The organism is Hamadaea flava (assembly GCF_024172085.1).
Classification (GTDB): domain Bacteria; phylum Actinomycetota; class Actinomycetes; order Mycobacteriales; family Micromonosporaceae; genus Hamadaea; species Hamadaea flava.
Map to the genome: position 1 here is coordinate 8,795,174 of NZ_JAMZDZ010000001.1, position 25,279 is coordinate 8,820,452.

At 69.2% G+C, this 25,279-nt stretch carries 25 protein-coding genes; 11 read left to right on the forward strand and 14 right to left on the reverse strand.

What is annotated here, in order from left to right; all coding sequences use genetic code 11:
- Positions 1 to 47 precede the first annotated feature (47 nt).
- Together HDA40_RS40870 and HDA40_RS40875 are read left to right on the forward strand one after the other, a co-directional pair.
- The gene (locus HDA40_RS40870) at positions 48 to 1,517 is read left to right on the forward strand and encodes a mannitol dehydrogenase family protein (protein ID WP_253763457.1); all 1,470 of its coding nucleotides are present in this window, start codon (positions 48 to 50) and stop codon (positions 1,515 to 1,517) included.
- Positions 1,514 to 2,422, forward strand: a complete 909-nt coding sequence (locus HDA40_RS40875; RefSeq protein ID WP_253763458.1) for a carbohydrate kinase family protein — start codon at positions 1,514 to 1,516, stop codon at positions 2,420 to 2,422. Before HDA40_RS40870 ends, HDA40_RS40875 begins: the two co-directional genes overlap by 4 nt.
- A 92-nt stretch (positions 2,423 to 2,514) precedes the next feature.
- On the opposite strand, the gene HDA40_RS40880 is transcribed toward HDA40_RS40875, so the two are convergent.
- Positions 2,515 to 2,988, reverse strand: coding sequence for a redoxin domain-containing protein (locus HDA40_RS40880; RefSeq protein WP_253763459.1), 474 nt, complete (start codon positions 2,986 to 2,988; stop codon positions 2,515 to 2,517).
- Positions 2,989 to 3,107: 119 nt separating this feature from the next.
- On the opposite strand from HDA40_RS40880, the gene HDA40_RS40885 reads away from it, so the two are divergent.
- On the forward strand, positions 3,108 to 4,148 hold the full coding sequence (locus tag HDA40_RS40885; protein ID WP_253763460.1) for a LysR family transcriptional regulator: 1,041 nt from the start codon (positions 3,108 to 3,110) through the stop codon (positions 4,146 to 4,148).
- Here HDA40_RS40885 and HDA40_RS40890 read toward each other — a convergent pair.
- The 5 genes from HDA40_RS40890 to HDA40_RS40910 all read right to left on the reverse strand — a co-directional run bounded on the left by HDA40_RS40890 (position 4,043) and on the right by HDA40_RS40910 (position 8,570).
- The gene (locus tag HDA40_RS40890) at positions 4,043 to 5,182 is read right to left on the reverse strand and encodes a hypothetical protein (protein ID WP_253763461.1); all 1,140 of its coding nucleotides are present in this window, start codon (positions 5,180 to 5,182) and stop codon (positions 4,043 to 4,045) included. The genes HDA40_RS40885 and HDA40_RS40890 overlap by 106 nt on opposite strands.
- 75 nt (positions 5,183 to 5,257) lie before the next feature.
- Entirely contained in the window at positions 5,258 to 5,701 is a 444-nt protein-coding gene (locus HDA40_RS40895) for a cytidine deaminase (RefSeq protein ID WP_253763462.1), read from the reverse strand.
- A 127-nt stretch (positions 5,702 to 5,828) separates the two neighbouring features.
- The gene (locus HDA40_RS40900; RefSeq protein WP_253763463.1) at positions 5,829 to 7,049 is read right to left on the reverse strand and encodes a hypothetical protein; all 1,221 of its coding nucleotides are present in this window, start codon (positions 7,047 to 7,049) and stop codon (positions 5,829 to 5,831) included.
- Positions 7,046 to 8,326, reverse strand: a complete 1,281-nt coding sequence (locus tag HDA40_RS40905; protein ID WP_253763464.1) for a HesA/MoeB/ThiF family protein — start codon at positions 8,324 to 8,326, stop codon at positions 7,046 to 7,048. The genes HDA40_RS40900 and HDA40_RS40905 overlap by 4 nt, the downstream gene beginning before the upstream one ends.
- 85 nt (positions 8,327 to 8,411) lie before the next feature.
- Positions 8,412 to 8,570, reverse strand: coding sequence for a hypothetical protein (locus tag HDA40_RS40910; RefSeq protein ID WP_253763465.1), 159 nt, complete (start codon positions 8,568 to 8,570; stop codon positions 8,412 to 8,414).
- Positions 8,571 to 8,716: 146 nt separating this feature from the next.
- On the opposite strand from HDA40_RS40910, the gene HDA40_RS40915 reads away from it, so the two are divergent.
- On the forward strand, positions 8,717 to 10,237 hold the full coding sequence (locus HDA40_RS40915) for a GGDEF domain-containing protein (RefSeq protein WP_253763466.1): 1,521 nt from the start codon (positions 8,717 to 8,719) through the stop codon (positions 10,235 to 10,237).
- Positions 10,238 to 10,387: 150 nt separating this feature from the next.
- The gene (locus tag HDA40_RS40920; RefSeq protein WP_253763467.1) at positions 10,388 to 10,972 is read left to right on the forward strand and encodes a hypothetical protein; all 585 of its coding nucleotides are present in this window, start codon (positions 10,388 to 10,390) and stop codon (positions 10,970 to 10,972) included.
- Positions 10,973 to 11,071: 99 nt separating this feature from the next.
- Here HDA40_RS40920 and HDA40_RS40925 read toward each other — a convergent pair whose 3' ends face one another.
- The 8 genes from HDA40_RS40925 to HDA40_RS40960 all read right to left on the reverse strand — a co-directional run bounded on the left by HDA40_RS40925 (position 11,072) and on the right by HDA40_RS40960 (position 18,504).
- Positions 11,072 to 11,719: a class I SAM-dependent methyltransferase gene (locus HDA40_RS40925; RefSeq protein ID WP_253763468.1), complete on the reverse strand. Its 648-nt coding sequence runs from the start codon at positions 11,717 to 11,719 to the stop codon at positions 11,072 to 11,074.
- Between the two features lie 69 nt (positions 11,720 to 11,788).
- Positions 11,789 to 12,571: a hypothetical protein gene (locus tag HDA40_RS40930; protein ID WP_253763469.1), complete on the reverse strand. Its 783-nt coding sequence runs from the start codon at positions 12,569 to 12,571 to the stop codon at positions 11,789 to 11,791.
- Between the two features lie 161 nt (positions 12,572 to 12,732).
- Positions 12,733 to 12,966, reverse strand: coding sequence for a DUF6518 family protein (locus HDA40_RS40935; protein ID WP_253763470.1), 234 nt, complete (start codon positions 12,964 to 12,966; stop codon positions 12,733 to 12,735).
- 71 nt (positions 12,967 to 13,037) lie between these two features.
- Positions 13,038 to 14,612 carry a pectate lyase family protein gene (locus tag HDA40_RS40940; RefSeq protein WP_253763471.1) on the reverse strand — a complete coding sequence of 525 codons (1,575 nt, stop codon included), beginning with the start codon at positions 14,610 to 14,612 and terminating at the stop codon, positions 13,038 to 13,040.
- Between the two features lie 286 nt (positions 14,613 to 14,898).
- Positions 14,899 to 16,410 (reverse strand): sulfatase family protein, encoded by a 1,512-nt coding sequence (locus tag HDA40_RS40945; RefSeq protein ID WP_253763472.1) that lies wholly within the window; start codon positions 16,408 to 16,410, stop codon positions 14,899 to 14,901.
- Positions 16,411 to 16,453: 43 nt separating this feature from the next.
- Positions 16,454 to 17,092 (reverse strand): SGNH/GDSL hydrolase family protein, encoded by a 639-nt coding sequence (locus HDA40_RS40950; RefSeq protein ID WP_253763473.1) that lies wholly within the window; start codon positions 17,090 to 17,092, stop codon positions 16,454 to 16,456.
- Positions 17,093 to 17,146: 54 nt separating this feature from the next.
- Positions 17,147 to 17,632 (reverse strand): cupin domain-containing protein, encoded by a 486-nt coding sequence (locus HDA40_RS40955; protein WP_253763474.1) that lies wholly within the window; start codon positions 17,630 to 17,632, stop codon positions 17,147 to 17,149.
- Positions 17,629 to 18,504 carry a LysR substrate-binding domain-containing protein gene (locus HDA40_RS40960; RefSeq protein ID WP_253763475.1) on the reverse strand — a complete coding sequence of 292 codons (876 nt, stop codon included), beginning with the start codon at positions 18,502 to 18,504 and terminating at the stop codon, positions 17,629 to 17,631. The genes HDA40_RS40955 and HDA40_RS40960 overlap by 4 nt, the downstream gene beginning before the upstream one ends.
- 336 nt (positions 18,505 to 18,840) lie before the next feature.
- Here HDA40_RS40960 and HDA40_RS40965 point away from each other — a divergent pair, with 336 nt between their 5' ends.
- The 6 genes from HDA40_RS40965 to HDA40_RS40990 are packed head-to-tail and all read left to right on the forward strand — an operon-like array spanning position 18,841 to position 25,266.
- Positions 18,841 to 20,211 (forward strand): NtaA/DmoA family FMN-dependent monooxygenase, encoded by a 1,371-nt coding sequence (locus tag HDA40_RS40965; RefSeq protein WP_253763476.1) that lies wholly within the window; start codon positions 18,841 to 18,843, stop codon positions 20,209 to 20,211.
- A gap of 11 nt (positions 20,212 to 20,222) precedes the next feature.
- A complete protein-coding gene (locus HDA40_RS40970) occupies positions 20,223 to 21,737 on the forward strand; it encodes an ABC transporter substrate-binding protein (RefSeq protein ID WP_253763477.1) in 1,515 nt (504 codons plus the stop codon).
- The gene (locus tag HDA40_RS40975) at positions 21,734 to 22,726 is read left to right on the forward strand and encodes an ABC transporter permease (RefSeq protein WP_253763478.1); all 993 of its coding nucleotides are present in this window, start codon (positions 21,734 to 21,736) and stop codon (positions 22,724 to 22,726) included. The genes HDA40_RS40970 and HDA40_RS40975 overlap by 4 nt, the downstream gene beginning before the upstream one ends.
- Before the next feature lie 2 nt (positions 22,727 to 22,728).
- Positions 22,729 to 23,607: an ABC transporter permease gene (locus tag HDA40_RS40980; RefSeq protein ID WP_253763479.1), complete on the forward strand. Its 879-nt coding sequence runs from the start codon at positions 22,729 to 22,731 to the stop codon at positions 23,605 to 23,607.
- Positions 23,604 to 24,437, forward strand: a complete 834-nt coding sequence (locus HDA40_RS40985) for an ABC transporter ATP-binding protein (protein ID WP_253763480.1) — start codon at positions 23,604 to 23,606, stop codon at positions 24,435 to 24,437. Before HDA40_RS40980 ends, HDA40_RS40985 begins: the two co-directional genes overlap by 4 nt.
- On the forward strand, positions 24,427 to 25,266 hold the full coding sequence (locus tag HDA40_RS40990; protein ID WP_253763481.1) for an ABC transporter ATP-binding protein: 840 nt from the start codon (positions 24,427 to 24,429) through the stop codon (positions 25,264 to 25,266). Before HDA40_RS40985 ends, HDA40_RS40990 begins: the two co-directional genes overlap by 11 nt.
- Positions 25,267 to 25,279: the final 13 nt, after the last annotated feature.

Here is a 25,279-nt window from a genome sequence, read left to right on the forward strand (position 1 = left end):
CAGAATCCGTCCGCGCCGCGGGCGATACGCGAAAGGTGCGTCCGACCGTGACCGAGCTGACGGCTGCCACCCTCCACCGACTCGACCCGCGCGTGGCGACCCCGGCCTACGACCGCTCGGCGCTGCAGGTCGGCATCGTCCACTTCGGCGTCGGCGGGTTCCACCGCGCCCATCAGGAGGTCTACCTCGACGCGATCGCCGCCACGGGCGAGACCAGCTGGGGCGTCTGCGGCGTCGGCCTGCTGCCGCAAGACGCCGCTGCCCGCGATGCGGCCAACGCCCAGGACGGTCTCTACACGCTGACGACCAACGCACCCGACGGGACGCAGCAATCCCGCGTGATCGGCACCCTGATCCGCTACCTGTACGCCCCCGACGATCCGGCCGCCGTTCTGGCGGTCCTCACCGCGGCGTCGACCCGGATCGTCACGCTGACCATCACCGAAGGCGGCTACGGCGTCGACGACGCGACCGGCGAGTTCGATCCGCACGACGAACTCACCCTCCGCGACCTGGCCGGAGCCACCCAACCGCACAGTGCTTTCGGCTACCTCACCGAGGCGTTGCGACTCCGCCGAGACCAGGGCATCCCGCCCTTCACAGTGGTGACCTGCGACAACATTCAAGGCAACGGGCATGTCGCGAAGAAGGCGGTCGTCGCGTTCGCCCGGGCGCGAGACCCACAGCTCGCCGAGTGGATCGATGCCACGGTGAGCTTCCCGTGCTCCATGGTCGATCGGATCACCCCGGCTCCGACGGCACAGACGAGCCAGGCGTTGCGGGACGCGTACGCCGTCGAAGACCGCTGGGCCCTGCAATCCGAGAGCTTCATCCAATGGGTCGTCGAAGACGACTTCCCGACGGGCCGCCCGGACCTGGCCTCGGCAGGTGTCCAGGTCGTTCCGGACGTCGAGCCCTACGAGCTGATGAAGCTGCGGCTGCTCAACGCTTCGCATCAGGCGATGTGCTACCTCGGTCTGCTCGACGGGCAGACCTGGGTCCACGACGTGTGCCAGGACCCGCTCTACGTCGCCTTCCTGCGCCGCTACATGGCGACCGAGGGAATGCCGACGCTGCTCCCGGTGCCCGGCGTCGACCTGCCCGCGTACTGCGACCAGCTGATCGAACGGTTCGCCAGTGAGGCGGTCCGAGACACGCTCGCACGCCTGGCCGTCGACGGATCCGATCGGCTGCCCAAGTTCTTGATTCCCGTGCTGCGCCATCAGCTCGCCGTCGGCGGACCCATCGACTGCGGCGTCCTCGTGCTCGCCGCATGGAGCCGATACCTCGAAGGCGCCCTTTTGGAGAACGCGTACGCGATCAACGACCGGCGGGCCGAGGAACTGCGCCCCTTCGTCGCCCGGGAACGCACCCAACCCGGCGCGTTGCTGGAGTTCACCCCGGTCTTCGGCGATCTGAGCAGCGACCCCCGGCTGGTCGCCAGGTACCTCCAGTTCCGCGAAGACCTCGTGAACCACGGTGCACGCGCCGTGATACAGACCCTCCCCGCCGCATGAGCGTCCTGGTCGTCGGCGAGGCACTGCTCGACATCGTCAACGGACAACGCCGCCCAGGTGGCAGCCCCATGAACGTCGCCGTCGGACTGGCCCGGCTCGGTGTGACCACCGTCCTGCACACCTCTCTCGGAACCGACGACGCCGGACGACTCGTCGAACGACACCTCCGCGCAAGCGGCGTACACATCACGCCCGAGTCCTGGGCGTCCCGGCCGACCTCCATCGCCGAGGTCCAGCTCGACAGCCTCGGCAACGCCACCTACCGCTTCGACATCACCTGGGATCCGGCCCCCATCACCGCGGCACCGGAGGGCGTCCAGGCCATCCACATCGGCTCCATCGGCGCCGTGATGCCGCCGGGCGCATCAGCTGTCGACGCGATCCTCGACACCGGTCCCGCCTTGGCCATCCGCAGCTACGACCTGAACATCCGGCCGGGCATCATGCCCAGCCAGGAAGCGGTACGCCAGCGTGCCGAGAACCTCATCGCGCGTACCGGCCTCGTCAAGGCCAGCGAGGAGGACGTCGCCTGGCTCTATCCCGCACATGCACCTGAGCAGGTGCTCGAACACTGGCTGGGCATCGGCGCGCGACTGGCCGTCCTCACCCGTGGCGGGCAAGGCGCGCGAGCGATCAATGCCAAGACGACGGTCGACGTCGCAGCACCCCCCACCAACGTTCGCGACACGATCGGCGCGGGCGACTCCTTCATGGCCGGACTCCTCGCCGCCCTCGACGATGGGGGAGCGCTGGACCGCGGGCAACTGTCCACGCTCGGCGACGAGCAGGTGCGCGGAGTCATGGAGTTCGCCGTCCGGTGCGCCAGCGTGACGGTCACTCGCGAGGGCGCGGACCCGCCAGTGCGGGCGGACGTCTGCCTACCAGTCGGCACTGCAGACGCCTGACTGCGCGGCACGTGATCGTCGGGCGGGGCGTTCCGCTGCACCACCCAACCCCTGTGGCGCGAATGGCGCCGCGCTGGACGGGTCCGTCTGGGTCAGCCCAGTGCGCCGAGATTCTGCGGCAACTGTGAAACGGCTGCGACGAGTTCACCCCGGTGGAAGCTCGCCGTCGGCAGCGCGCCGCTTCGTGCGTACCGCAAGATGCCCTCGGAATCGATCAGGAACGTGCCGCTGTGCTGCATCAGCAGATGCTTCTCGAGATCGACGGCACGATGGGCGGCGTCGCCGCCCGAGGAGACCACCCGCAGGCCGCCGGCGCGCCGGTGAACCCGCGTCGCGTCCGCGGTCGTGCCCGGCACGACGATGACCGGGACCACGCCGCGGTCGCCGAGCATGCCGCTCAGCTCGGCCAAGGCGCGGACATGGTGCAGGCAGACCAGGCAGTTGTGGGCGCGCATGAAGAACAGGACGGCCGACCGGCCGCCGCGGACCTGCTCGAGGTCGGTCCGTCCGCCGTCGAGTTCGAGCAACGACAGGGCGGGGATGGGCTGGCCGAGAGCGAGCGGCATGGTGGAGCCTCCGAAAGCGGTGACGGGTGGTGCGACCAGATCAGTCCACCCGCCGCGGGCCGCCCATGTCCAAGACCGCTTCGGTCCGACCCGATACCGTGCCGGTATCGTTGCTGCGTATGGACCTGCGTAGCCTGCGTTACTTCGTCGCGGTCGCCGAAGAACTGCACTTCGGCCGGGCGGCACGACGGTTGCACATGGCGCAGCCGCCGCTCAGCCGATCGGTCAAGCAGCTGGAAACACAGCTCGGGCAACTACTGCTGCATCGATCGCCGACCGGCGTCAGCCTGACCCCAGCCGGCGAGGCGCTGTACGCGGAGGCCCGCGCCCTGCTCGCCCACGCCGACCGGATCCCGGAGCGCGTGACGGCCGCTGCCGGCAGCCCGACGCTCCGCATCGGCGTACTCGCCGACAGCGCCGAGCAGGTCGGTCCCCGGCTGGTCACGGCTTTCCGGCAGGCGCATCCAGACGTACGCATCCAGATGCGCGAAGCAGACCTCGCCGACCCCTCCTGCGGGCTGAAGACGGCACAGGTGGACGTGGCGCTGACCCGTACGCCGTTCGACCGCACCGGCATCGCCACCCGCGCACTGCGTACCGATCCCGTCGGAGTCGTCATGCGCGGTGACGACCCGCTGGCACACCGGGACTCCGTACGCCTCGACGACCTCGCGGCACGCCGCCGGTTCCGGCTGCCGGAGGAAACCGACGCCGTCTGGCGGGACTACTGGGGCACCGGCGCGGACAGCACTCAAGCCGGATCGGATCCGATCATTCGCACGTTGCGGGAATGCCTGCAATCCGTCCTGTGGAATGGTGCGATCGGGTTGATGCCACTGGCCGACGCGCTACCCGACGGCCTGGTGTGCGTACCGCTGGCGGGCATGCCGCCCAGTGACCTGGTGGTCGCGTGGAAGCGGAGCAGTGTGAATCCGTTGGTGCGATCGTTCATCCGCATCACCGTGGGGTTGCATGGTTCGTCCGCGCTCCGTGGTTCGTCGGCGCCGCATGGTTCCATCGCGGACGGGACGATGGAGCCGGGCGAACGGCACGCTCAAGCGGCCGTGCGCAGGTCAGTCAGCGCTGGGCGGTCGAGTCCACGCGGTAGGACGGTGCCGGGCGGCAGCCACTCGGAGTCCAGCTCCAGCACGGCTCGGTAGCCCGTGCCATCCGCCGGTCCGGTCGACTGGACGGGTCCGATGGGCGCCATGTCGGCGAAGTCCTGCGCGTAGCCGTACCCGTCGTACCAGCACTGGGCGGAGACTGTGCCGCAGAAGGCTGCCAGCCAGCTGAGATGCTTCTTCGCGTTGGTCCGGCAGTGGCCGGTCCCGGTGAACAGCTGGGTGAGCTCAGACGCAGAGCCGCCCTGTCCCGTTTCGGCCAACAGTTGCGCGCCCTCGACCGTGAACGCAACCCGGGTGTCCGACTCGACGGTGAGGCGGTAATCGCCGGCATCGGCGGCTGCGTGGTCGTAAGCCTCCAGCAGGTTGTCCAGGAGCCGCCGCAGCAGCTCGGGATGTGTCCGGTCGACACCCTCGCCCAGGTACATGGCCGGTCGTCGACGGATCACCATCCCGCCGTTCAGGACGATGAGATCAGCGGCATTGAAGTCCGGGCGCGGCCCGTTCGCCAATGCGTACCAGTCGGAACGCTCAGTGGGCAGCCCCAACGCGCTGAGCGTCCGAATGCGAGCGTCCTCCTCCGCATCCCATAGCTCGGCGCGCTCGGCGACGTCACCGGCGAGCATCAGCTGTGCGGAGGTGGGCACCGTGGAAGCGGCCGGCCAGCCATTCGGGAAGCCGGCGCGCAGATACGGACCAAGTTCCGGGCACGGCGCAATCCGGAACGCGTGCGGCAGCGCCATCCAGGCACTCGTCACGATGTCCCGGAAGTTGGGGATGCGCACGCAGGCCGCCTCGATCAAGGCCCACCGCGGTGGCCCGGCGAAATGGCATAGAGCAGGCGAAGCCGCGTCGAGGCCGTAACCCAGTGCTCGGTCGAACGCCCGTGGTGCGAGGCACAGCTCCGCCAACACCTTGTGCGCCTGCCGATCGTCGGCGAGCGTGGGTGCCAATGCGGCACATCCGCGTACGCCGGGATGCTCGTCGGTCAGCCACTCCCGTGGCTGACCGACGGCCGCGCCGAGGTCGAGCAGCGAGGCGCACAGCTCATGGGCCTCGGCGATCGAACGCATGCGGGGATCGTAGACGGACTGAACCGCAGACGAGGCCCGCGATGCTGAAGGATGCGGGCAATTGGTCGGCTTGACTCAGGGTGCGGTGTGCAGGCTCGTCGGCGGCCACTGACCGTCGGCGAACGCCTTCGCCCAGTAGAACGGGTGCACCTCGGCCAGGGTGCGAATCGACCACCCGTCCGGCGCGTCCGAATCGGGGACGGCGACCTGAACGTCCGGTCCCCAGATGGCCAGCCGCTCCTGGCAGATGCCGCAGGGGGCGAGCACCTTCGGCCGGCCGCCAGCCTCGCGGTAGACGTAGACCGAAGCGGTCACGCGCCGATCCAGCGTGTACGCCTGGCAGATCGCGCCGGTCTCGCCGCACAGCGTCACGCCACCGTTGAGATTGTCGAGCCCGACGCTCGTCACGATCTGGCCGTCGTCGAGGTACATGGCGGCCGCGCCGCCGGGCTCGTCGGCGGGCCAACGGCGTTCGAGTTGTGCGACGGCAGCGTCGAAGAGTTGTTGATCTAGAAGCACGCTGGGAGCATCGCAGCCGAGGGGATCGTCGGCAACGCCTTTTCGGCTGGCCGACTTTCGGCTGGGCCGTCATCCGGCTTGCTGGACGATCCGTCCACTGATCTGCGCCGCATGATCGCGCGAGCGTCTACGAACGGACCACGATCTGACGGACCAGCTGCATCGCGGCTCGTACCAGGCCGCGCAGCAGGATCGTCGTCGTCACTGCCATCAGGCACAGGGCTGCCACCCCAGCGGCCCCCGAAGCGCTGAGCACCCCGGCGTCGCGTACCGCATGGACGGCCATGGTCGCGATCCGGTACGTCGACGGCACCCCGTACGCCGAGAAGTACCACACCGTCCACGCGACCCCCGGGAAATACAGGAGCAGATAGATCCGGCCGCAGACGATGTCGCGCCGACCGACGGAGGCCAGCAGCGTCAGATCCGCCGCCGTCGCCCGGCCGATGGACCGCCGCGCCAGCGCACCCTTCGTGTCCCACAGGTTGCGGCATCGGGTCGCCACCACGAACAAGGCATACACGTCGGTACGCATGTAGACCTGAAGCTGCACGACGATGCCGGTGGCCTTCAAGAACAGCAGCGCCCGCAACAGATGTCCGGCCGGCGACGACAGGTCGCGTACCCACAGCAGTTGCACCACCGCGAGGACGCCAACCGTGGCGGCATCCGACAGCATTCCCGCCGACAGCGGCACGATGCGGTCCCGGCGAGGCAGCCCCCACAACGCCGTCAGATCCGTCTGGTACGCCAGACTGAGCAGCCGCCGGCTGATGGTCACCCGGCCCCGGACCCCTTTGGCCGCGGCGGCGAGCACATGCGCGCATTCGTGCACCAGGCCGGACGCCAACCCCAGCAACGTCACCGTGACCAGGCTGACCAGTGGCACCGGGCCTACGATGAGATCGGTGTACGCCAGACGCACCGATGGCACGAGCACCATCGCGACGACGGCGGTGACGGCGAGCCCCGCCTGCACCACGAGTCCCGCCCGGCCGAACAGGATCCGGCCGAGCCGAGCCTGCCAGCGGGCCGGTTCCTCGACATCGGGGACGGGGGCGTCCGCCGCGTCGGCCGGTTGGAGCACACCGGCGGCCACCAGCCCGTCGACGAAGCCCGCGACGTTCACCGGCTGCCCGGCGCGCTGCTCGGCCCGGTCGGCGCATTCGGCGACGTCGACACCGTCCTTGAGCCACAGCATCACCTGGCCGCCGATCTCCGGGACGATGACGTACTCGCCGGTGGCCGCATTGCCCAGCACGTAACCGTCGCCGTCGCGTACCACAGTGATCGCCGCGAATTGTGCCGCCGACGCGACGCGGCCGATCGGCTCCTCCGTCGTGGTCACCGCGCGCCTCCGCGTGCCGCCACGAGAGCACTATCGGGTGCCATAGTGGCGTCGGTGCCCGCGTGCGAGTCATCCAGCGATGTCGTGGCGTTCGTGCCCGCGTGCGAGTCATCCCGCGACGTCGTGGCGTTCGTGCCCGCGTGCGAGTCGTCCGGCGACGTCGCGGCCGCGGTGCCCGCGCCCAGTGGCACGGCCGAACCGGCGCACAGCCCGCATCGCGGATGCCGCGCCCACGACGATCGCGACGTGGTCATGCCGTCGGCCAGCTCGATGACGTTATAGGTGGCCGCGGCGATCGGCGCATCGGTGCGGGTGACGTACCGCATCGCCTCCATCGCCATCAGCCCGGAGATGATCTGCACCACTGGACCAGTGGCTCGGTTGACGCGGGGTGGATCGATGAACACCCCGTCGCGCTGCCACGCCGGCAACTCGGCGGCCTCGTCGGCACGGTTCAGCTCCAGGCACAGCCGGCATGGCGTATGCCCGGGTGAGACCGACCAGTAGGACAACGTCGAGTACGCCAGCCCACCGGCGACGAACGGGATGCCCACGGCGAAGCAGGCCTCGTTGACCAGCAGATGAAGGTCCGCCGGTGAGTCCGCTGCGCAGACGACGACATCGCATCCGGCCGCGAGATCCCGGATGGACGCCACGTCGGCCACGCGCCGCTGCACGGCCGTCACCCGAGTGCCGGGCGAATAGCCCTCGACCCAGTCGCGCGCCGCGTACACCTTGGGTTTGCCCAGTGCGGCCAGGCCGTAGACGAACTGGCGAGCGAGGTTTTTGACTTCTACGACGTCGTCGTCGACCAGGGTTATCTCTCCGACGCCCAACCCGACCAGGGCTTGCAGCACGCCGCTGCCCAGACCGCCGGCGCCCAGCAGCAGCACCCGCGACGTCGCCACCGCGGTGTGGATGTCGGCGCTGGTGCGGTCCATGCGGGCGAACAAGTCGTAGAACCGCAGATTGCTCGCATGGCGGAGCCGGGTCGCGTCGTCGAGCCGATCGTCGCCGCAGGCTTCTTCCAGGATTTCCAGCCCGTCCAAATGATCGAGTGCGGCTGCGATCTCAGCCTCGCTCACCACTGCGCCCCGCGCCGCCATCGCGGCCGGCAGGTCGTTGACCTCGTGACGTCCCTCGGCCAGGACCTGCAACAAAGTCGCGACCGCACCGGACGGATCGTCGAGGTAGATGCGTTCGAGCGCCCGCCGGCAGATCATCACCTGCGAACCGGAACTCTGCACGACGATCGCTTTGAGTCTGGGCCGTCGCATCACGTGCGTCCCTTCGGTGTCGTCCCGTCGAAGTCGCGTACCGGCGCTGTGGGTGACCCAGCCGCGGCCGGATCACCCACGATCGTCACGCCAGCTCGTCCTCGCGCTGGTGGATGAAGGTCGGCTCGATGCGCTCGGCCTTGATGATCGTGATCGTCATGAGGATGCACCTCCTTGCCTGTCGGCGGAATGTGGCGAAGCCCGGATCTACCGGCTCGAAGCGAGAATCGCGGAGCAGGTTCACAGCCGGGTCATGGTTAGTTCACTGCCGCAGTGGACGCCTCGGCGAAGGTTGCGTCGACGGGGATGCACGCCTCGATGTCACTGCGCGGCTTACCGACAACGCATCGGGTAATCATCAAGGCGATCACTTTTTGTAGAGTGGCTCGCATGGCGCGCCCGAATCCTGACCCGGTCGCCGCCGAGTGGGTCACGTTCCGGTGTCTGACCTCGGCCGGCCGCTCCGACGAAGTGTGCGCCCTGGCCGATCGGATCATCGCCGAGAGCGAGGATCCGCTGCGGGTCGGCCAAGCCTTGATCGAGAAACTGGCGGCGATGATCAACCTCGGCCAGGTCGACGATCGGCGCGTCAGCGCGGCCGTTCTCGACGCGATCCAGGGCGCCCTCGGCCGGGCCGCGCCGCACCCTCGGCTGACCGGCGAGTTCTACATCCTGTCGGGATTCGTGGCCTACGCCAACGGATCCATCAGCACGGCCGTCACGCACCTGGTGCGCGCGGAACGGCTCCTACGCCAGATGACCGAGTTGACCGTCGCCGCCGCCGACACGTGGCACGACCTGTCCGTCGCCTACTCGACCCTCGGCTTTCACGGCAAAGCCTTGAGCGCCATGCATCAGGGCCGCAGACTGTGCCGCCGAGCCGGGCTGCCCGAAGCGATCTGCGCCTGCCTGGAGACCACCGTCCGGGCCGCGCTGGCAGAGGATCATCAGGGACGCAGCGACCAGGCGATCGCCGGGCTCGAAGCCGTGCTCCGTTTCGGTCAGGCCCACACCGCCGACCTCAGCGCACTGGACACCGCGTTCTGGGCGTACGCGGCCGCCCGGCTGCCCACCCTGGGCGTACCGGCCACCGAGGTCGTCGTCGCCGAGCACAACGGCGATCCGACGCTGAGCCACCTGCGACACCTCGCCGCGATCTGCGCCGCGATCGCCGCGGGTGAGCCGGACGAGGCGTTGAACCTGCTGGCCGACCCGGCGAGCCCGCTGGACGTGTTCGGCGTGCCCGAGATCAGCCGCCTGCGCTCGCTCGCGTACGCCGCCCGTGGCGACTTCCGCGCCGCGCTGGCCGAGGAACGCGCGGCCAGAGCGGCCGTCGCCACCACCGACCGAGAACTCAAGCAGCGCTACCTCGGCTCGGTCGGCATGAGCCTGGACCAGGAGCGCCTGCGCAAGGTCGCGCAGCAGCACGCCGACGACGCCCGATCGGATCCGCTGACCGGTCTGCCGAACCGTCGCCACCTGGAGACGTTCGTCGCCGCCCTGGCCTCGACCGGCACGCCCGCCGTGATCGGCCTCCTCGACCTCGACCGGTTCAAGGCGGTCAACGACACCCACGGTCACCCCACTGGGGACCTGGTCCTTCAACAGGTCGCGGCCATCCTCGCCCGCAACACGCGCCCCGACGACCTGCTGTCCCGATTCGGCGGCGACGAGTTCGTCTTCATCCTTCCGCAGACCACCCTCGAGGAAGCCGTGCGGATCGGGCACCGCATCACCCAGGCCGTCGCGGCGCACGACTGGCAGACTCTCGCCCAGTCCACTCCGGTCACGGCCAGCGTCGGCTGGTCCCGCCTCGACGACGGTGACCTCGCCGCGGCGCTACGCGAAGCCGACCGGGAACTCTATCGGCACAAACACGCTCGGCAGCACACTGCCGACATCGACCGCTGACGACCGCTCATCCGCTGGTCGATGCGGCCAGCCGACGGATGATCTGCGGCAACTAAGTCGCGAATTCCTGTGTGGACTTTTTCGCTCGACTGGCGTGATCGGCCGGGAACATACACAATGTCCGACGTCCCTCGGCTTTGGAGCGAATCAATGCGCTTGAAGAACACCCTCATCGTCCTCGCCGCCGTCGCCTGCTCGACCCTCTTCATCCCGGGCCAGGCGTACGCGCACACGTCGGTCGTCAGCGGCACCGCGCCGTGCGACCAGGCCGGCAAGCGGACGGTGACCTGGACCATCAAGAACAACTGGAAGACTGAAGAGACGGTGAAGAACCTCTCGCTCAGCCCGAAACCGCTCGGCGAGACCTCTCCCGGCCTGCCGACGACCATCAAGAAGGACGGCAGCTACACCTTCTCCTACGAGGTGCCGGCTGACGCCACCAAGATCACGATCTCCTTCACGGCGCAGTGGCCCGACCACTACGAGGAAGGTGTCAAGGGCTCCATCGGCAACCTGCCGGCGTGCCCGAGCCCCAGCCCGAAGCCGAGCGCGAGCCCGTCGCCGAGCCCGCAGGAGAGCAGCCCGACCCCGGTTCCGCCGAGCCCGACTCCGAGCAAGCCGACCCTGCCGACCACGGGTGTCGCGCTGCCGGCCCTGCTGATCGGCGCGCTCGTGCTGATCGGTGGCGGCATCGCGTTCGCCCTCATCGGTCGTCGCCGCCGCCTGGAGGCGTAAGTGTCAAGCGTTGGCGGCCGGCTTCCCCAGCGGCCGCCAACGCCCCACCTCGCCACGATCAATGGTTGGCACTGTCCGCGCTCACGAAACAGGCCAGAGTCAAGGTTTGCGAGCCAGCAGTTGCACGGCCTTCGACTGATGACCGTTCATCGTGGTCACGCCGATCCGGCGTTCCTCGATCAGGTCGAGATCTTTCAGGAGGCTACGCAGCTCGGTGATGTCGTGATGTCGGCACACCACCCCGTCGTCCGCGGCGAACACTCCGTATGGTGTGCCGAACTGCCGGGCGTACGCGTTGTAGCGGCCCCGGTTCCGTTCGTCGTCCTGAAGGACCATGTCGCTGACATAGAGCAGCCCGCCAGGCGCCAGAACCCGGGTCAGCTCCGCGATGAGCGCCCGCTGAGCGTCGTCGTCTGCGATGCACGTCAGCACCGCGAACAGCAGCACGACATCAAAGCTCGCCGATGCGTACGCCAGCGCAGGCGGGCAATCCAGCACCTCGAACCGCAGTTCGGGCCTCAGCTGGTGACCGCGCGAGATCAGTGCCGGAGACGGGTCCACCCCGGAAACGTCAGAAAAGCCCTGGTCGCTCAGCTCGGCCATGACGCGGCCGTACCCGCAGCCGTAGTCGAGGATCCGGCCGTTCCGGCGCACGCCTGCCAACCATTCGAGGTTCACCGGATGTGTGAATGTCTTCGTGGCGCCGACGCTGTCCCAGTACGCGACCTGATTTCCAAGATCCTCCATACATACACAGCGTACGGACCGCGAAGCTGCCGGTTGGAGCCAGCTGACAGCGACTGGAGTACGACGCCCTCAAGACCAGCGGCAGACGATCGCTGTCGCGTCGTCGCTTACCTTCGCCCGGGGCCACCGGACCCGATCGGGGTCGGACGCCTCGGCTCGCCGGGTTTCGTCGATGACGGCCTGCGGACCGTCGGCGTACGCGGTCTGCAGGAACTGATCCCAGCCCCAGAGCCCGAAGTCGGTCACCAGCAGCGCGGCCCCGTCCGACGCGAGCACCGCGCCCCGCACGTCGTCGACGGTCGCGCGCAGCGCGTGGTAGCCCGCCTCCGGATGCACCTGCGCCACCCAGTAGCCGCCGTCGACGTTGCGATGCTTCTGCTGCTGGGCGATGAACTCCTTCAGCTGCTCGGGCGTCGTGTTCGGGGGGCGGCCGATCCGCGCCGACACTGCTTTCTCCGCCTCGTCGATGACGACTTCCGGCGTACCGCCGATGTCGAGGACCAGGGGCGAGTCGGCGAGCACGAGATAGTCGGTCAGCCGTCCGCGGCGGCGGATCATCGTCACCGTCGTGCACGGCGTCCCCGGATGCGACAGATCGCAGGTGTCCTCATGCAGCGCGCTGACCGCCGTGATCGCCTCTGCGAGGCATTCCGCCAGCTCACGGTCGGAGTTCGCGTACGCGAGCAGTCGCGTCCCCAACTGGCCGACGTACCAGGCGGTCCCGTGGGTGCAGCCGGTGGCCGGGCCTTCCGTCAGCCCGTCGAGGACGACCGCCGTGGTCGGCGTCGCGCCCGCCCAGTCGAGGTTGTCCCGAATCCGGCTGATCGGCTCGCTCGCCAGCTCCACACGCATCCGCCCACCCTACGTCCGCGGCTCGGCGGCGCTGTCCGCTGAAGCGGACGTCCGCAACGCAGGCCGCACGGCTCCGTCGGCGCGTGTGGGTGCAGGTGACAACCCAGGGCGCGCGGCTGACTAGGCCCGTGTGGGTGCAGGCGACAACCCAATGCGGCCGGTCAGCTCGAATGTGTGAAGGCGACGTCCAGGACCGAGTTCAGCACGAGATACCCGCCGAGCCCGAGCACCGCGATCAGCGCACCGGCCGCGTACGCGCCGACGACCCAGACCGCGCCGGAGTTGACCAGCCGGCTCCAGTCGCCGGGCAACACGTCGCGCAAGGCCAATGTGATCACGCCGAGGACCAGACCGCCGAGAGTGGCGAGGAGCACCGTGCGTACGCCGGAGGACATGCCGATCATTGTGCGGCCCGACAGCACCGAGCGGGGGCCGTCGAGTGACGGCCCCCGCCGAGGTGTGCTGGTCAGGAGGCGTACGTCTCGAATTCGCCGACCCGCGGTGTCGCGCTGGCGCTGGTGATCCGGAAGACGACCTTCGTCATCGAGGTCGCGGAGAAGGTGATGGTGCCCGCTCCGCTGCCGGACTTGAGGACCGCGCCGGTGTCGTTGTTGATGACCTGCCAGGAACCGATGGCGCCGACGGCGCCGGAGGACTCGCGGATGATGATCCGGGAGATGGTCTTGGCGGTGCTCCACTTGATCGCGATGTCGCCGGTCGTGCCGCTGGGCGACCAGTAGGTGGCCACGTCGCCGTCACGGACGTTGCCGTAGCTGGTGCCGTCGGCCTTGCTGGAGCCGTCGGAACCGGCGCCGATGCTGAGGTTCGTGCCGCTGGGCGAGCTGGTCGGCGACGAGGTGGGCGTCGGCGAGGTGGTCGGCGACGCTGTGGGGGATGCCGTCTTAGAGCTGGTCGGCGACGCGGTCGGCGACTGCGCCGAGCAGCTGCCGTTGGATTCCAGCAGGCCCTTGTTCGCGCCGGCCGTCTGGCTGACGGTCGACGGTACGCAGCTGGCCGCGTCGAGCTGGTACGAGTACGGGATGCTGACCGTGGTGGTGGACGGCATGCTCGGCCCGGCCGGGTTGGTCTCGCTGCCCGGGCTGGACCAGGTCACGTTGTCCAGAATGTTGCCGCTGGCCTGCCACGTGCCCGCGGCGCTGGTGTAGAACGTGCCCAGGACGTCGTGGGAGTCCTTGAAGTAGTTGTTCTCCACCTTGGCCTTCGCGCCGGCCCGCGAGTTGATGCCGGACTCGTTCAGGCTCACGTACGAGTTGTTGTAGATGTGCGCGATGCCGCCGCGCAGCAACGGCGTACGGGAGTCGATGTTGGTGTAGAGGTTGTGGTGGAAGGTGACGAAGCCGTTGGTGGTGTCGGTCTCGCTCGATCCGATGAGTCCGCCACGTCCGGAGTTGCGCAGGATGCTGTAGGACAACGTCACGTACTGCGTGTTGTCCTTCATGTCGAACAACCCGTCGAAGCCTTCGGCCTCGCCGCCGGACGCCTCCAGGGTGGCGTGGTCCACCCAGACGTTGCGGACGTCGGTCTCCATGCCGATCGCGTCGCCGCCGTTGGAGGTGGGGGAGCCCGACTTCTTGACATTGCGGACGGTCACGTTGCGGATGATGATGTTGCGGGACTCGCGGATGTGGATGCCGAGCTGGTCGAAGATCGCGCCGCCGCCGACGCCGATGATGGTGACGTTGCTGATCTGCTTCAGCTCGATCACGCCGTCGGCTGTGTTGCAGCTGCTGCCGGAGACCTTGGCGGTGTTGCCGTGGTTGATGGTCCCTTCGACCTCGATGATGATCGGGGTGCTGCTGCTGGCCCGGTTGCACAGGGCGGTGTGGATCGCGGTGCCGGTGGTCGCGCGTACGGTCTGGCCGCCTGCTCCGCCGGTGGTGCCACCGTTCTGGGTGGCGTAGCCCGTGGCGGCGCCGGTCGCGGCCGACGCCTGAAGCACCGGCAGGGCCACCCCGACCGCGGCGGCGGCCACTGAGGCGGCGGCGGCCGCGAACCAACGCCATGCGACTGGTCGATTCATCTCTGTCTCGCCTTCGTAGCGGGTGGACTGCGGAGGGGCACCCGGGCGGATGGTCATACCGCAGGGGGAAAGCGCTTTCCGGCAGCTGGACGATATCGGCGCATGTGAAAACGTGTCAACGAAAACCGTGAAACCTGCAACAAACCTGCACACGTGTGGGAGCCCAGTTGCCTAGGACGCTCTACGCGACGCGGCCCTGGTCACAAGATCGGGATTCGGCCTGGTCACAAGATCGGCGAGGCCGGTGGAACGGACCTCGCCGATCAGGCGGCTCAAGCCAGGTGGCTCACGCGGGCACGTGGCCGGCGGTCCAGCACCCTTCGTGGGTGTGGCAGGCCTGGTACGCCGTAAGCGCGTCATGCAACTGCGCCAGGCGGGCCGCCGACAGCTGTCCGGCGAGGTTGGTCAGCTGATACGGGTCGGCGACCCGGTCGTAGTACTCGCGGTCGCCGGTGGCGTATTCGACGTAGGTGTAGGTGGCCGTGCGCAGCGCCGCATAGGTCGTCGGCTTGCCGTTGCGTACGGTCTGCAGGTCGGGGTCGTCGGCGAGCTGATCCGGCCCGTGATGTTCGATCAGCGATCCGGTACGCCAGTTCGGCGCGTCCGCGCCTTGGGCCAGGCCGAGCAGGCTGCGTCCGTCGACGTCGGAGGCGACCGTCGCGCCGCCGATGCGCTGGAAGGTCGGGGCGAGGTCGATGTTCTGGACGATCTCGGGCCGGGTCGATCCGGCCGGTACGCCGGGTCCGGTGACGACCAGGGGTACGCGCACGTCGGTGTCGAAGGCGGTCTGCTTGCCGCCGGTGAGCCGGTATTCGCCCATGTGGAAGCCGTTGTCGGAGCTGAACACGAAGTACGTGTTCCCGGCTACGCCGCTGGTTTCGAGCTGTGCGCGTACGTTGCCGATGAGGCGGTCGACGGCTTGCACCGCCTGGGCGCGCTTGCGGAAGTTGGTGTCGAGGGTGGTCTTCTCGGTGTCGGTGAGCGGGGTGTTGGCCGCGAGCCAGGACGGCGCGCCGGTGGGGAGTTTGTTGTACGCGGGTGTGCGGGGCGCGGTCAGTCCGGGGAAGTCGTCGAGGTCCTGGTCGGCCGGGGTGAACGGACCGTGCGGCGCGAAGGTGGCGATCTCCAGCAGGAACGGCTGGCCGGCGGCGACGCTGCGCTGGATGAACGTCTTGCCTTTGCGGGCCAGCACGTTGGTCAGGTAGTCGGCCGGGTCGCTGCCGTAGTGCACGACGCTGTGGTTCTCGTTGAGGTCGTAGTTGTATTCGGGGTAGCCGTTGCCCGCGACGTGCCAGTCCGACCACCCCGGGGGCACATAGGGCTGGGTGCCGCCCTGGGTGTCGGCGGGTTGGTAGCCGTTGAGGTATTTGCCGAGGAATCCGGTGGCGTAGCCCTGGGCCTGGAGGGCGGTGGCGAAGGTGTGTTCCTCGTTGCCGCGGCCTTTGAAGACGGCGAAGCCGCCGTCCGTGCCGCCGTTGGTGAACACCCCGGTGTCGTGGGGGAACTTGCCGGTGAGGAGGGAGGAGCGCGACGGGCAGCACAGCGAGTCGGTGACGGTGTAGTTGGTGAAGGTCGCGCCGTCGGCTTGCAGCTGCTGGACCTGCGGCATGTATGGGACGAGGTTCCAGGCCAGGTCGTCGGTGAGGACGAAGACGATGTTGGGCGGAGCCGCCGCCGGTTGTGCCTCGGCGGCGAGCCGGGGATCGGGAGTGGTCGCTGACCAGGTGGCGACGATCCCGGCGGCGAGGAGGACGGCGGCGGCCCGGCGGGCGATGCGGGTCCGGTGGCTGGTACGCATACGCACCAGCCTCCAGGAAACTTATAATCTTGTATTTAGCAAATTATGAGGAGGTGATGTCCAGCGCCGCGAGGTAGGCCTCGGCGATGACCGCGTGGCCGGGCAGGTTCGGGTGGATCCGGTCGCGGGCCCAGTCCGCTGAGTCGGTCGACGCGAGCGCGCGGTCGAACGCTTGCTGGGTGCGTACGTGGAGGGCGGAGAACTCCTCGGCGAGGGCTTCGACGACCTTGCCGTAGCGTTCGGTCTCCACGCGCTGCGGTTCGGCCGCGTCGGCTTCGATGATGTACGGGTCGGCCAGGATCAGCCGGCAGCCGGTGGCGTCGACCGCCCGGCGCAGCAGCCCGCGCAGGGTCTGCTCGTATTCGTCGATCGGGACGGCTTCGTCGGCGCGGCCCGTGAAGAAGCGCCAGATGTCGTTGATGCCGATCATGACCGACAGCCAGTCCGGCTGGAGGGCGATCGCGTCGTCGTCCCAGCGGCCGGCCAGGTCGCGTACGGTGTTGCCGCTGATGCCCCGGTTGGTCCAGCGCAGGTGCAGCTCCGGGCGGCGGGCGGTGACGAAGGCCCGGACCAGGTTCACGTAGCCGTCGCCGTAGGGCTCGTGAAGGTCGCGGCGGCCGCAGTCGGTGATGCTGTCGCCGATGAACACTATGTGCTGGCCGGGCTGAAAGAGCTGGGTCATGATCTAGACCCTGCCAGAAGGCGATCCATCGATGCGTACCAGGCAGTGCCCGGTTCAGCCGATGGTCACCTGCGACCAGTCGAGGCCGTCGAGGTTCACCACGATCGCCTCCTGCGTCGTGCGGGCGATCAGCACCACAGCCGCCACGTCGGGGTCGGGGTTCTCCTCTCGGTGCGGCACGTACGGCGGGACGAAGATGTAGTCCCCGGGCGCGGTCTGCACCCGGGTCTCCACCGGTTCGTCGCCCTCGAGGTCGACGAAGACGAACACCGGGGTGCCGGACACGACGAAGATCGCGGTCTCGGACGCGCCGTGGTGGTGGTTGGCCGACTTCGTGTCACCCGGGACGTGGGTCTGGCCCATCCAGAGGTTGCGCGCGCCGACCGTCTTGCCGCTGACGGCTTCCAGTCGTTTCATGCCGGGCGTCTGCGTGGTGTGCGAGATCAGCCCGCTGGGCGCGATGCGGTGCAGCCGCCGGTGGAACGGGTCGATGTCGGCGGGCAGGATCACGCCGCTGGGAGTGCGGGACAGGTTGCTCATGGGGTTCCTTGCAGGGCGAGGGTCGGGGTCGGCAACAGACGGCGCAACGCGCCGGCCGCGCCGAGGGTCAGTTCGGTGCGCAGCCCGCGCCGCGCCCACACGGACAACGCGAGCGGCTGCGGCGGCGGCAGGTCGTCGCGGGGGACCAGCCCCGGTGGCGCCTGCCCGAGGGTCGCCATCAGGCCCACGCCCAGCCCTGCCTGCACCGCGGCCTGCACCCCGGCCAGGTGGGCGGCCTCGCAGCCGACTTCGGCCGGCAGTCCGTGGGCGGCCAAGGTGTCCAATGCTCTGGTACGCAGAGCGCAGGGGGCGTCGAAGGCGACGACGGGAATGGGGCGACCGCCGTGGGGCAGCTGCCATTCGGGTGCGGAGTACCAGGTCAGTTCCAGTTCGCCGACGGTCTGCGCGGCGGGGTCCTCGGCCGGGCCGAGCAGCAGCGCCAGGTCGATGCGTCCGTCGGCGAGTGTTGCTCGTAGTTGGGCGCCGCGGTCGATGCGGAATCGGACCCGCCAGTCGGGGAACGTTCCGGCCAGCGCCGAACTCAGTTCGGGTAGCAGTTGCGCGGCGGCGTGTTCGGTGGAGCCGATGACCAGCGCCTGTTCGGGTTCGACGCCGAAGGTGCGCAGGGTCTCGTCGTGCACGGCGAGCAGCCGCCGGGCTTGGCGCAGCAGTGTCTCGCCGTCGGTGGTGAACCGTGAGCCCCGGCCCTGCCGTTCCACGAGGACGCGGCCGACCGCCGCTTCGAGCCGGCGTACATGTTGGCTGACGGCGGCTTGGCTCAGGTAGAGGGCGGTGGCGGCGCGCTGGAAGCCGCCGCAGTCCGCGACAGCGACGAAGCTGCGCAGCGGGGCGATGTCCAGGACGCGGTTCATGCCTGCTGAGCGTAGGGCGTGAGTGCGGACGGAGTATGAACGATCTTTCACCGTTTTCGAACATCCATCAGGAATCGTGATGGGTCGTCATCACGAACCGTGGTTGGACATTCGCGCTGGTCGGGGGCAAGACTGTTGACCATGAGCCGCGCGACCTCCTGTTGTTGCTGACCCGCTAGAGCCGGGCGCCACCGCCTTCTTTCGCACCGTCGCGAGCACTCCCTTCCTTCGTCCGCTTGGCCTGCTGTGTCGCGGGCCGACGGCACGTCACCTCATCGCCTCCATGCCTCATCGCATCCATGCCTCATCGCATCCATGCCTCCGAAAGGCGTACCCATGACTTCGCGCACCCTGAAACTCGGCGCCGTGCTGCTCGGCGTCGGCGGGCCCGGCCAGCACAACACCTGGCTCAGCCCGGAGATCCCCGGCGACGCCAGCGTCGACATCCGCTGGTACATCGCCCGCGCCCAGCAGGCCGAGGCGGCCGGGTTCGACCTGGTGTTCATCGTGGACAGCCAGTTCATCACGCCCGACTCGCCCAACCACTACCTGAACCGGCTCGAGCCGCTGACGCTGTTGTCGGCGATCGCCGTGCACACCGCCAACATCGGCCTGGTCGGCACGCTGACCACGTCCTACAACGACCCGTTCAACCTCGCCCGCCGGCTGGCCTCGCTCGACCTGATCAGCGGCGGGCGGGCGGGGTGGAACGTGGTGGCCACGGGCGACGGCGGCACCGCCGGCAACTACGGGCGCAAGGAGCACTACGACTACGCCGAGCGGTACGGCCGGGCGTTGGAGCACGTACGCGTCGCGCAAGGGTTGTGGAACTCCTACGAGGACGACGCGTTCCCGCGTGACAAGGAACGCGGCGTCTTCTTCGACCGCAGCCGCCAGCATCCGCTCGACCACGTCGGCGAGCACTTCCAGGTCGTCGGGCCGCTGAACATCCAGCGGTCGCCGCAGGGTCAGCCGGTCATCTTCCAGGCCGGCGACTCGGGTGAGGGCCGCGACCTCGGGGCTGCCGTGGCCGATGCGATCTTCACCCACGCGCAGACCCTCGAGGAGGGCCAGGCGTTCGCCCGTGACATCCGCGCCCGTGCCGCGGCGCTCGGCCGCGATCCGGAGCAGATCATCATCTTCCCCGGGATCAGCCCGATCCTCGCCGACACCGACGAGCAGGCCCGGGAGAAGGAGCAGCAGATCCTCGGGGCGAAGAGCTTCGACCGGGCGCTGGCCGAGCTGGGGCGTCCGTTCGGCTGGCACGACTTCTCCCAGTACGACCTCGACGCGCCGTTCCCCGAGGTGGGCGACCTCGGCGACCGCAGTTTCAAGACGCACGCCAACCGGATCAAGAAACTGGCCCGCGACAACGGATTCACGTTGCGCCAGGTCGTGCAGCATCAGCTCGACGCGCGCCGGTCGCCGTTCGTCGGTTCGCCGCTGACCGTCGCGAACGAGATCGAACGCTGGTTCCGCGCCGGGGCGTTCGACGGCATCAACCTCACCGTCACGGTGCCGAGCGAGTTCGCCCGGTTCACCGACGAGGTCCTGCCGATCCTGCGCGAGCGTGGCGTCGTGCGTGACGCGTACGCGGCGACGACGTTGCGCGGCAACCTCGGCCTGCCCATCCCGGAGAACACCCACACCGTCGCCCGCCGTGCCGAAGAGCAGGCCGGCCGGCTCGAGCTGCCCGTCGCGGCCTGAGGAGACCACCGATGACCATCAGCCGATACAGACGCCTCGCCGCCGCGGCGGCCGCCCTGCTCGCCCTGGCCACCACCGCGTGCGCCGGAACGAACAGCGGCTCGGCCGGCGAAGCCACGTTGCGCTGGGCCGCCGCGCTGCCCGCGCACTGGGACCCCGTCGTCAGCGGCAGCGGCGCTCAGTTCCGCATCCTGTCATTGGCGTACGCGTCGCTGACCGAGATCGACGAGCAGGGCAAGGCGGCCCCGAGCCTGGCCCAGAGCTGGGACTACAACAGCACCGGCGACGAGGTGACCTTCCACCTGCGGCCGAACCTGACGTTCACCGACGGCGAACCGCTCAACGCCCAAGCCGTCAAGCAATACCTGGACCGGGCCAAGACGCAGCAGAACTCGGCCCTGTTCGGCGACCTGACCTCGATCAAGGAGATCGTCGCCGCGAACGACACCGACGTCGTGATCAAACTGACCCAGGTCGACTACCAGATCCCGCTGCTGCTCGGCGAGCGCGTCGCGCAGATCACCAGCCCGAAGGCCGCCCAGGACCCGGCCAAGCTCGACCAGAACCCGATCGGCGCCGGCCCGTTCGTGGTCACCGAATTCGTGCCCGGCTCCCACGTGTACTTCAAGAAGAACCCCGGCTACTGGGACGCGGCGAACATCCACATCGACCGGGTCGAGCTGCACGCCGCACCGGACGCCGCCACCATCGTCTCCAGCCTCCAGACCGGCGTGTACGACCTGGCGTACCTGGATCCGGCGCAGGTCAAGGCAGCCAAGGCCAGCGGCCTCGACGTGGTGTTCCAGCCGGGCTTCAACGCGGCCAACATCAGCGTCAACGTCAACAAGAAGCCGTTCGACAACCCGAAGGTCGTCGACGCGCTGCGGTACGCCGTCAACCGGCAGGAGTTCGTCGACAAGGTCACCTTCGGCTACGGCAAGGCGACCGACCAGCCGTTCCCGCCGGGATACGTGGCCTACGACGAGAAGTCGGCCAACCAGTACCCGTACGACGTGACCAAGGCCAAGCAGCTGCTCGGCGAGGCCGGCTATCAGCCGGGGCAGATCTCGGTCGACCTGGTGATCCCGGCCCAGTCCACCGCGGCCGAGATCGTCCAGTCGCAGCTGGCCGCGATCGGGGTGAAGGTCGCCATCAAGGTCGACCCGAACTGGTCCACGCCGTTCTTCGCCAAGGACCTCGCCCTGTCCCTCTACGGCACGACCGGCCGGGAGTCGCCGGTGCAGACGCTGACCGCGCACTTCGGACCCAACGGCCCGCTCAACCTCAGTACGCCCTACGAGCCGGAAGGCTTCGAAGCCGCCGTGTCGGCCGCCCGCCGGACCCCGTTGGAGTCGCCGGACTACGCGGCCACCCTCCAGGCGGCCACCCGGGCCGGGCTGGCCAGCCGGGCGCTGATCTTCACCTATTCGCAGCCGAACATCTTCGTCAAGAGCAGCAAGGTCTCCGCGCTGCCCGCCATCCCCGGCCAGATCCACTGGACCGGCGTCACCGTGGCCGCGTCATGAGCGCCGCCGGGCTGAGCCGGGTCAAGCGGGCCGGCGTACGCGTCGCGTCGGTCGCGGGCCGGTCGATCGCGATCTTCGTCCCCGTCTTCGCAGTGGCGACCTTCGTGACGTTCGCGCTGCGTACGCTGAGCGGGCTCAGCCCGGCGCACCTGCAACTGGGGGAGTCCGCGACCCCGGAGAACATCGCCCGCATCGAGCACCAGTGGGGCCTGGACAAGCCGTTCCTGACCCAATACCTCGACTGGTTCGGCAACCTGCTCTCCGGCGACCTCGGCACCAGCTGGTTCAACGGCGCCGACATCGCCCGACTGCTCACCGAGGGCGCGGTCATCAGCCTGTCGGTGGCCGGGTTCGCGCTGCTGATCGGCGTAGTGTTCGGCTTCGGCCTCGGCGTACTCGCCGCGTGGCGGCGCACGACCTGGGTCGACCGGGGGATCACCGGGTTCACCACGTTCATCTCGGTCATGCCGTCATTCGTCGTCGGCATCGCCCTGGTCGGGGTGTTCGCCGTCGGCCTCGGCTGGTTCCCCTCCGCCGGCTACGTCCCGGCCGACCGCGGGTTCGGCGTCTGGCTGGCCCACATCACGCTGCCCGCGATCGCGCTCAGCTTCGACACCGTCTCCGACGTCGCCCGGCAGCTACGGGCCGGGCTCGTGGCAGCGTACCGGGAGAACTATGTGACCGGCGCGGTCGTGCGCGGGCTCAGCCCTCGGCGGATCTTCTTCCGGCATGTGCTGCGCAACGGGATCGGCCCGGCGCTGACCGTGCTCGGGCTGAAGTTCCCGAACCTGCTCGGCGGGGCCGTGGTCACCGAGGCGATCTTCGGCATGCCGGGCTTCGGCCAGTTCGCCGCCCAATCGGCGCAACGCGGCGACGTCCCGGCCGTCCAAGGCGTCCTGGTCGTCTCGATCGTCCTGGTCGTGGTGTTCAACCTGCTGGTCAACATCATCCTCGCCCGGGTCACGCCCGCGTCGGCGAGAGGAGTCTGACAGTGGTACGCCGAATCCTGCGGCTCGGCTCCGGCCGGATCGCGTTCACCATCCTGGCCCTGATCGCGCTACTGGCATTGGCCGGACCGATGCTGGCCCCGCAGGACCCGCTGACCGGCAGCGCCGACATCCTCGCCGCGCCGAGCGCCCAGCACTGGCTCGGCACCGACTACCTGGGCCGCGACGTGCTCAGCCGGCTGCTGGCCGGATCGCGGCTCAGCGTACTGGGCGCGGTGCAGGTGACCGTGATGGCGCTGATCGTCGGCGTCATTCCCGGAATCTTGTCGGTCTATCTGGGCCGCGTCTTCGAATGGGTCACGCTCCGACTGGCCGACACGCTGATCGCGTTGCCGTTCCTCGTGTTCGCCGTCGCGGTCACCGCCCTGCTCGGCAACGGCATCCCGCAGGCGATGTTCACCGTCGGCGTCATGGTGTCGCCGCTGTTCTTCCGGGTGTCCCGGGCGGCCACCCTCTCGGTGGCCCGATCGCAATACGTCGAGGCGGCGATCATCTCCGGGGCCTCGGTCGGCTGGATCGTGCGCAAGCACGTGTGGGTCAAGGTGCTCCCGCCGATCGCCATCGCCCTCGCGCACACCGCCGGAGTCGGCTTCGTCGTCGTGTCCAGCCTGACCTTCCTCGGCATCGGCGTACGCCCGCCCGCCCCGACCTGGGGCGGCATCCTCGCCTCCGACCTCGGGTTCCTCAGCTACCGGCCGTGGGCGCCACTGCTGCCCACCGCGTTGATCATGGCCACCGTGTGGGCCTGCAACCTGCTCGCCGACGCCATCCGCGACGTCACCGGCGAAGCCGGCCGAGCCCTGCTCAACCGCCGCACGGCCGCCGCCAACCGAAACCTCGCAGTGGGAAGGAGCGCCTCATGAGCGACACCGTGCTGCGCCTGGACGGCGTACGCGTCCACGACGCGGTCACCGGCCGGGACCTGGTCCGCGGCGTCACCTTCGACCTGACGCCGGGCAAGACCGTCGGCATCGTCGGCGAATCCGGCAGCGGCAAGACGCTGACCTGCCGGGCGGTGCTGGGCATCCTGCCACAGCACTTCACCGTCTCGGCCGGCGTGATCGAGCTGAACGGCCGCGACGTCACCGGATTCACCGCCCGCGACTGGACCGAGGTACGCGGCTCGGCCGTCGGCGCGGTCTTCCAGGACCCCGCGTCCTACCTCAACCCGTCGCTGCGCGTCGGCAGCCAGATCGCCGAAGTGCTGCGCGTCAAGAAAGGACTGTCCCGACGCGCGGCCCGGCACCGGGCGACCGCCCTGCTCGCCTCGGTACGCCTCCGCGACCCGGACCTGGTCTACCAGCAGTATCCACACGAACTGTCCGGCGGAATGCTGCAACGGGTCCTCATCGCCACCGCCATCGCCGCCGACCCGCAGCTGCTCATCGCCGACGAGGCCACCACCGCGCTCGACGTCACCGTGCAAGCCGAGATCCTGGACCTGCTCGCCGATCTGCGCGACCGCACCGGCCTGGCGCTGATCGTCGTGTCCCACGATCTCGCGGTCGTCGCGCAGCTCTGCGACGAGGTCCTCGTCCTGCGCGACGGGCAGGTCGTCGAACAGGGGCCGACCGACCGCATCCTGTTCGACCCGCAGCACGAGTACACCCGGCTGCTCATCGCCGAACACGAGCAGTACGGCCTGGACGCGCTTCTCGAGCAGCACAGTCTGGAGCTGGATCATGTCGGCTGACCCCGTCCTGGCGGTGACCGGACTCGACGTGCACTACCGGCGGCGTACCGGGCGGTTGCACGCGCTCAAGCAGGCCACGCTGACCGTGGCGGCGGGCGAGACCGTCGGCGTCATCGGCGAGACCGGTTCCGGGAAGTCCACTCTGGCCCGTGCCGTGCTCGGCCTGGTACGCCCATCGGCCGGCCGCATCGTGGTCGCCGGAACCGACGTCACCGGCTTCTCGGCCCGGCGATGGCGAGCCCTGCGCCGCCAAGGCGTCCTGCAGTACGTGTTCCAGGACCCGCTGCGCAGCCTCGACCCGGACCTGACCGTCGAGGAGTCGCTGATCGAACCGCTGCTGATCCAGGGCCGGTCCCGCCGCGAGTCCGCCGACCGCGTACGGGCGTACCTGGAGCGGGTGCACCTGGACGAGACGCTGCTGTCGCGGCTGCCCGGCGAACTGTCCGGCGGCCAACGCCAACGCGTCGCGGTCGCCCGCGCGCTGGTCACCGACCCCCGGCTGATCATCCTCGACGAGCCGGTCAGCGCCCTCGACGCCGCGACCCGGGTCCGGGCGCTGGAGTTCCTCAAAGAACTGCGTGCCGCCGGAACGGCGTTGGTGTTCATCTCGCACGATCTCGGTTCGGTCGCCGGGCTGGCCGACCGGGTCGCCGTGCTGTACCAGGGCGAGATCGTCGAGACGGCGCCGGCCACCGACGTGATCCGGTCGCCGCGTCACGCGTACACGCGGCTGTTGGTGAGCTCGGCCCCGACGCTGCGCTCGGCCGCCGCGAACCGGGCCGACCGCGCGGCCCGCCGCCAAGCCCTTCGTGACCTTTTACCTGCCTGACCTGGAAGGAGAC